Source organism: Dietzia sp. DQ11-38-2 (assembly GCF_014145055.1).
Lineage (GTDB): Bacteria > Actinomycetota > Actinomycetes > Mycobacteriales > Mycobacteriaceae > Dietzia.
This window is the reverse complement of record NZ_JAALDW010000150.1, coordinates 1-6524: the sequence shown is the minus strand read 5'-3', so window position 1 is coordinate 6524 and position 6524 is coordinate 1. Positions and strand designations below refer to the sequence as shown.

General features: G+C 63.0%; 7 protein-coding genes, 1 tRNA gene and 1 pseudogene. 3 read left to right on the top strand and 6 right to left on the bottom strand.

Features of this window, described 5'->3' with window-relative positions:
* Position 1: 1 nt before the first annotated feature.
* From G6026_RS05935 to G6026_RS05925, 3 genes and pseudogenes are all read left to right on the top strand, one after another.
* On the top strand, positions 2–1471 hold the full coding sequence (locus G6026_RS05935; protein ID WP_182612521.1) for an IS1634 family transposase: 1470 nt from the start codon (positions 2–4) through the stop codon (positions 1469–1471).
* 24 nt (positions 1472–1495) lie between these two features.
* A pseudogene (locus G6026_RS05930) lies at positions 1496–1627 on the top strand (IS3 family transposase); the annotation flags it as partial.
* 138 nt (positions 1628–1765) lie between these two features.
* On the top strand, positions 1766–1930 hold the full coding sequence (locus G6026_RS05925; protein WP_182612519.1) for a hypothetical protein: 165 nt from the start codon (positions 1766–1768) through the stop codon (positions 1928–1930).
* A gap of 483 nt (positions 1931–2413) precedes the next feature.
* Here the strand turns inward: G6026_RS05925 and G6026_RS05920 are convergent, their stop codons facing one another.
* The 6 genes from G6026_RS05920 to G6026_RS05895 all read right to left on the bottom strand — a co-directional run.
* Positions 2414–3268: a DUF4231 domain-containing protein gene (locus tag G6026_RS05920; protein WP_182612517.1), complete on the bottom strand. Its 855-nt coding sequence runs from the start codon at positions 3266–3268 to the stop codon at positions 2414–2416.
* Positions 3269–3310: 42 nt separating this feature from the next.
* Positions 3311–3946 (bottom strand): TIR domain-containing protein, encoded by a 636-nt coding sequence (locus G6026_RS05915; RefSeq protein WP_182612515.1) that lies wholly within the window; start codon positions 3944–3946, stop codon positions 3311–3313.
* A 212-nt stretch (positions 3947–4158) separates the two neighbouring features.
* Positions 4159–4232: transfer RNA gene (locus tag G6026_RS05910), tRNA-Leu, on the bottom strand.
* A gap of 53 nt (positions 4233–4285) precedes the next feature.
* Positions 4286–5239 (bottom strand): Ppx/GppA phosphatase family protein, encoded by a 954-nt coding sequence (locus G6026_RS05905; RefSeq protein WP_309230135.1) that lies wholly within the window; start codon positions 5237–5239, stop codon positions 4286–4288.
* Between the two features lie 53 nt (positions 5240–5292).
* Entirely contained in the window at positions 5293–5844 is a 552-nt protein-coding gene (locus G6026_RS05900; protein ID WP_182612511.1) for a DUF501 domain-containing protein, read from the bottom strand.
* Positions 5841–6524: septum formation initiator family protein (locus tag G6026_RS05895; protein WP_182612510.1), on the bottom strand; the 684-nt coding region annotated here is incomplete at its 5' end. The genes G6026_RS05900 and G6026_RS05895, both read right to left, overlap by 4 nt.

The following is a 6524-nucleotide window of genomic DNA, read 5'->3' as shown; positions in this document are numbered from 1 at the left end:
GTTGGTCGAGTGGGTCGGCGGCCGGTTGGTGGTGCGCGAGCACCTGGGTTCGGCTCACACCCCCGGCGAGTTGGCGGCATTGATAGAGGTCGCCAAGCAGCGCATTCAGGGCGATCAGCAGGCGTTAGACCTGGAGTTGAGCGATCACGGCGGGGCGGTGATCGACGTGCCGGCGGCGACGGCCGCGCGGATCCAGCAGTCCACGGCGCGGATCTTGTGGCAGGGGTTGACCGGTACGTACTCCAGGCTCGGCTTCGACGTGGTTGGCGATACGGTGTTCCGCGACCTGGTGCTGTGCCGTGTGGTGGAGCCGACCAGCAAGTTGGACTCGGTTCGGGTCCTGGGCGAATTGGGGACGCAACCACCGCACGTCAACACGCTTTACAACTGTCTGCAGCGGGTGGTCGGCCGGGACTACCGCGCGCTGATAGCCACCGCCTGCTGGGCCCACGTCAACCGCGCCGGGGGCCCCGGTGTGGCGTTGGTGCTCTACGACTTGACCACCTTGTATTTCGAGGCCGAGAAGGAAGATGACCTGCGCAAAGTCGGTATGAGTAAAGAGCGCAAGGTCGACCCGCAGATCACCGTCGGCCTGCTGGTGGCCCGCGATGGGTTCCCGCTGGACGTGCACGTCTTCGAGGGCAACAAGGCAGAGACCAAGACGCTAATCCCGGTCATCACGGCTTTCCAAAAGCGCCACCAGATCAGCGACATGGTCGTGGTGGCCGATGCGGGCATGCTGTCGGCGGCCAACCTCAATGCGCTGGAAGATGCTGGCCTGTCGTTCATCGTCGGCTCCCGCACTTCCAAGGCGCCCAAGGAGCTCGAGGACCATTTCGGCCGCCGCGGCAATCTGATTGCCGACGACGGCGTCGTGGAGCTGATCCGCCCAATGGGCCAGGGCCGGGACCGGCGAGACCGGCGGGTGGTGTGGCACTACAAATGGGAGCGAGCCAAGCGAGACCGGCGGACGCTGAACGCGCAGATCGACCGCGCCCAACGCGTGGCCGACCGGGCAGAACCACTCAAGAAGCAGCGGTTCGTCAAGGTCACCGACCAGAAGGTAATCTTGGACGAGGCCTCGATCCAGCGGGCCCGCGAGTCTGCAGGCTACAAGGGGTATGTCACAAACATCGCCCCGGCCGTGATGGACGGCCATGCCGTCGTGGCGGCCTATCACGACCTCTGGAAAGTCGAGCAGTCCTTCCGCATGGCCAAGGCCGACCTGAGGGCGCGCCCGATCTTCCACCGCACCCGCGATGCGATCGAAGCTCACCTCACCGTCGTGTTCGCGGCCCTGGCCGTGGCGCGGCACCTGCAGGACCTCACCGGCATGTCGATCAAGAAGATCGTCACCACCCTGCGACCGCTGCGCACGGTCACCGTCGCCATCGGCGACCACGAAATGCTCGTCGAACCCACAATCCCGGACGCCGCGCGAGCCGTCATCGACGCGATCAACGCAGGGTGACACTAAAACTTGTGGAAGTCAGGACAGAAAGACGTGCTTGACCGCCGCGTCGGGGCCACCCGCGAGGACCTGCGAATCGCGATCGTTTCCTGGATCGAACGGTCCTACCACCGCCGCCGCCTAGATCGTCTCGGTCGGTTGACCCCCATCGAGTAAGAAACAATCATGACCACGCCAGCCACTCAGGCTGCGTGACTAACCACTATCACCTGACCGTGCAGCAGTCCTCTCAATCCGTTGATCGGCAGGGTCGGCGAAGCCTAAGGTAGCGCGCTCCCGGAGTCGGGCAACGGGTTGCATCTGGCCGGTTGCATCCGCTCGACGATCTTTCGCGACGGGCCGTGCAAGAGGCTCAACGACGTCAAGCACGCCACCGCAGCATGGACCGAGTGGCACAACAACGGCCGGCTCAACTCGAGCCTGGGTTACGTCCCGCCCGTCGAGTTCGAGCAGTACTAGTACGCCGCTTTCAAGGGGGAGCTGCAACCCACATAGGAGGCGGCGGGCAACCTGGGACAGTTTGTCCCGCCCATTGCGAGCACGATCGGCAGACCAAGACCCCGCACAATAGAATCGCTAACTTCGAACGCACCCGTTCCGCGACAGCAACGCGGGCCAAGGGTCTCGATGTTCGACCTGGTAGTGCTGACAAGATCCGGAGCCGTCGCACCAAGTATCTGCAGTCCACCGCCATACGCAGATCATTTGTGCAACCCAGAAGCCCATGTTCTGCGGTTTACACGTGTTCCGTCCCGTTACTCCGTCACTCTGATGGCGTAGCGCTGTCAGTTTAACTGAGTCGTGGAGCATAGATGGAAAGAGATGGTGCTGAGTTGCGCTGAGCACTTTTCCGGGTACGGGGATCGGAGTCGGCATCAAACCCGATCGCCGACAGCCTGTTAGAACATCTGGTCGAACTATTTGAGCTTCGACTTTATGCCACTAACCAATGGGGCCCTGCTTCCTCGCCAACCACATCGTGTGCTCCCTGCTGAATGCAGCTTCTGCATCGTGGACAAACTGGGCCCAGGCTTGCTCATCGTTCCCGTCCACATATGACCCGTCCAAAATGTCGATCTCGTGTGCCGTCAGGGCGTAAGCCACTGATAGTCCAGCATAGTTTCTCATTTGAAACCACGCTGCGCATCCTGCGGCAGCGGCAGCCAAAACGCCCAATAAGTCAGCATCGAAGAATTCCAGAATGCGAGCCATGCCTAGAAGAACAGCTAGCGCCTCAAGAGACACAATCGCTACCCTCCATTGGCTAGCCCGCTTACGATTCAGTTCGGCTTTCGCCGAGTACCAGTTCTTCTGGTCTCGCACCCGATTATCGATGTAGAAATCGTGGCGAACACTGATTGAGCCGGAACGTAGACGGCGCATCTCGGGAGTAATTGCACCCACGCTTCCGTTGGGCGGGCCGACGTCTATGGAATCAAGTTCATTCGCAATCTTTAAGAGTCGAGCACGAAAAGCTTCATCCACATCACCCTGAGAAAGGCGAAATGACTCTCCTCCGACGGCATACTGCCAACTCATCGACTTCACGGATTCCGCGGCGGCCCGCGCTTGATACCAACGCTTCTCCGCTTCACTCGACGTGTTCGAAGCACGAAGAAATAATGCGGCCAGGAAGAAAAGGACAGCAAGCACCGCCGCCGCGCGACCAGGAATCACAGCCGCGGCACTGGCAATTACCAGGCAGACGAGTTCTCCACGTCTAACACGGTTAAATAAGGTTTGCGCCTTAGCTGACGAATTATCAAAGGCCAAGTAAGCTGCAGGAAAGGTGAGCATTGCCTCCTCCTAACGTTATTGACCCGAAAGCCATATCGATAATTAACAAGGGTAATTTCTCCTCTGAAGCGCCCCGGAGTTATCGATCAAATGCGACCTTGCAGTCCGCGCCTGAAATCCATCTTCAATCCATTCCCTAAGATCGCTCGCTGTTCTCGGATAATAGTAGTAAGCGGCATAACTGGAATTAATCGAGCTGAAATTGTCCGCGAACCGCTCAGGCAAACGGTGCAGTGAGCGATCAGCTGGAGTAATGGCCATTAACCCGTTACGCTTGTTAACCGCACCGTGGCGCAGACTTGAGGACAGTTCCCAATCGACGTACTTTCGAGACCATGTGCATGCCCCAAGGAAAAGGATCGTAACAGTAGAATCTGCCAAATACTTGGAGCCTATCCGTCCCTTGATGTATTCTTCGTCGCTACTGTCAATTGGGTCTTCGAAGTGATCACTGTCCGATACACCAATCACCCTGGGAATAAAGATGTCGCTAAACTCTTCGACGAAGTCCGTAACGGCGTCGATATCCGCGCCGTGATAAGAAATAAAACACTTGTGTCGAACCGGGACGCTCCGCCCCAGTTTTGCGCCAATTAGTTTGTCTTTGGCATATTCCTGCTCACTCTGCGCGGCTAGAAAGCTGAGTCGCGCAAGCTTTTGGCTATAGTTTGAACTCACTCGTCTCCCATCAACGACGTTGCCAGTCTCAATAATCTACGCGGCAGAGCGTGCGGAGGGGACTGATTTTGGCCATACCCCTCCTTCTCAAGGCTCGGTATGACGGGAACATCTTCAACATACTCGCGCGCACTCGGCAGTCAGTTCGGCATGAACCGTTGCCCTGAGCCCATCCGGATCCTGCAACGAACCGTCATTGACTTACAACAACGTGCCCCCAGTCGGACTCGAACCGACACTGAAACGGTTTTAAGCCGTCTGCCTCTGCCAATTGGGCTATGGGGGCGTGTCGACCCTGCCGGGGCGGGGCCGGGAGACGCGTGAAGGCGCCGTGCCGAGCTAGCCTGCCAGGCGGGTCAGCACCGACATCCCGATGCCATCCAGGATGTCCTTCTCACTCACCGTGAGCTCGGACAACCCGGCGCGCTCTGCCATCACATCACACAGCGCCTGGACCACGATGGAGCCCCCGCCGATCACGTCTGCGCGTCCCGGGTGCATGGGCCCCAGGCTCCGGCGTTCGGTTACCGAGGACGCCACCAGGCGGTCACAGACCTCACGCATCTGCTCCAACGGAATGACGCTGCCGTGGATCCGCTCGGGGTCGTACTCCCCCAGCCCCTGCGCCAATGCACTCAACGTTGTGAAGGTGCCGGCCACGCCCACCCAGCGGGCAGCGCGGCCGACCGGCACGTCGCCGGCCTCGGCTAGGGCGTCCGCGATCACTGCGCGGGCGTCAGCGATCTCGGCCGCGGTCGGCGGGTCCGAGTGCAGCACCCGCTCGGTAATACGCACACACCCGACGTCGAGGCTGCGGGCGCCGAGGATCTGAACCTCTGCGTCAAGTAGCTCGCCCACCACGATCTCCGTGGACCCCCCGCCGAGGTCGGTCACCACGAACGGCCCTTCGGACGGGTCGAGGTCGATCACCCCGCCGGCGAAGGTCAACTCGGCCTCGGTCTGCCCACTGATCACCTCGGCCACCGCGCCCGGGAAGTGCGCACCGAGTATCTCGGCAGTCATGTCGAAGAACTCGTCTTTGTTGCCGGCATCGCGGGTCGCGGAGGTGGCCACCATGCGCACCGACTTCACGCCGAGCTCGGCCATCGTGGCCGCGTAGTCGGTGAGCGCGGTGCGACACCTGCTTATGGCTTCGGTCGAGAGGCTCCCGGTCGCGTCGACGCCCTCACCGAGCCGGATGATGCGCATCTCGCGGGTGACGTCGGTGAGCCCGGGCTGACCGGGGACGCCCTCGGCGACGAGCAAGCGGATGGAGTTGGTGCCGCAGTCCACAGCGCCAACGCGAACAGGCCCACCCCGGACGGCGCCATCGAGAGCAGCCGAGGTCACTCCTGCTCCTGCGCGTAGTAGTCCGGCACGCCCAGCTCCTCGGGCGTCGGCCAGTCCTCGGGCAGCGCCGTGCCGCGCAGTCCGGCCTCGCAGGCCAGCGCCACGGACTCGTCGCCCAACCACACCACGCCGGGCCCCTCGGCCAACGCGTAGGCCATCAGCACGTGCAGGCACTTGACCCGCTCGGGCATCCCGCCACCGGAGAAGTCGGTCCCGAGGTCCTCGATCTCGTTGCGCTGCTCGAGATACCGCTCATGCGCCTGGGTGTAGTTCAGCGCCATCTCGGGGTCGGCGGCCAACCTCGTCGTCATCCCCCTCATAATCCCCGCGGATTCCTGCCGACTCGCCTCGGCGGTGAGCCGCGGATCGGTGAGGTAGTACAGCGTGGGGAACGGGGTGCCGTCCTCCAGCCGCGGCGCGGTCTTGACCACCCCGGGCCTGCCGTCGGGGCTGCGGTAGGACACCTCCAGCACCCCGCGCGGCCGCCGGCCCAGCTGGGCCTCGATCGCGTCGAGATCGTCACTGGACACGCTGTGTTCGGCGCTCACGCTGGGGGGTCCTCCTGTGGTTGCTGGGGCGCATCGGCGCCATCGGGTGCATCGCCGCCCGGGGAGTCGACGCCGAGGTGCCCGCGCCGGGGATCGACCGGAACGGCCGGGGTGTCGGGGCCGCCGGGGATGCTGGTGCCCTCGAGGACCGACGTACCCCCCGGCAGGCTCGAGTTCTCCGGGTAGACGGGATCGGCGGGCACGGAGATGGAGTCCCACACCCGCGTCTGCCACGGTAGCGCCGCCAACTCGGCCGCCCGTTGCTCGGCCGCCGCCTGCTCCACCGGATCCACCGGGCTCACCCGGTACGGGGTCTCCCCCGGCTTGACGGCGCCAAAGCGGATGCGGGCCTGCTGCTCGATGTACGCCGGATCAGCGAGCAACTGCTCCTCCGCCTCGAGCTCGGCGATCGTGGCCTCCAGCGCCGCCCGCTCCTGCGCCACCGCCTTCTCGTCCGAGAGGAACTGGTAGTGATTGCGCAGGGGGAACGACACCGTCACCAGCAGAATGATGGCGACGACGGCGAGGAGACCGATCCGCCGGGGCGTGTAGTTCCGCGGGCCCAGCACCGTGTCCGAGAGATCGGTCCGCGTGGTGAGCCGGTGGGCCTCCGGATGCGCGGTCGAGCCGACCCGTCCCGAACGGGCCGAGGCGGGCACCGGCCGATCCCGCTCCCGGCT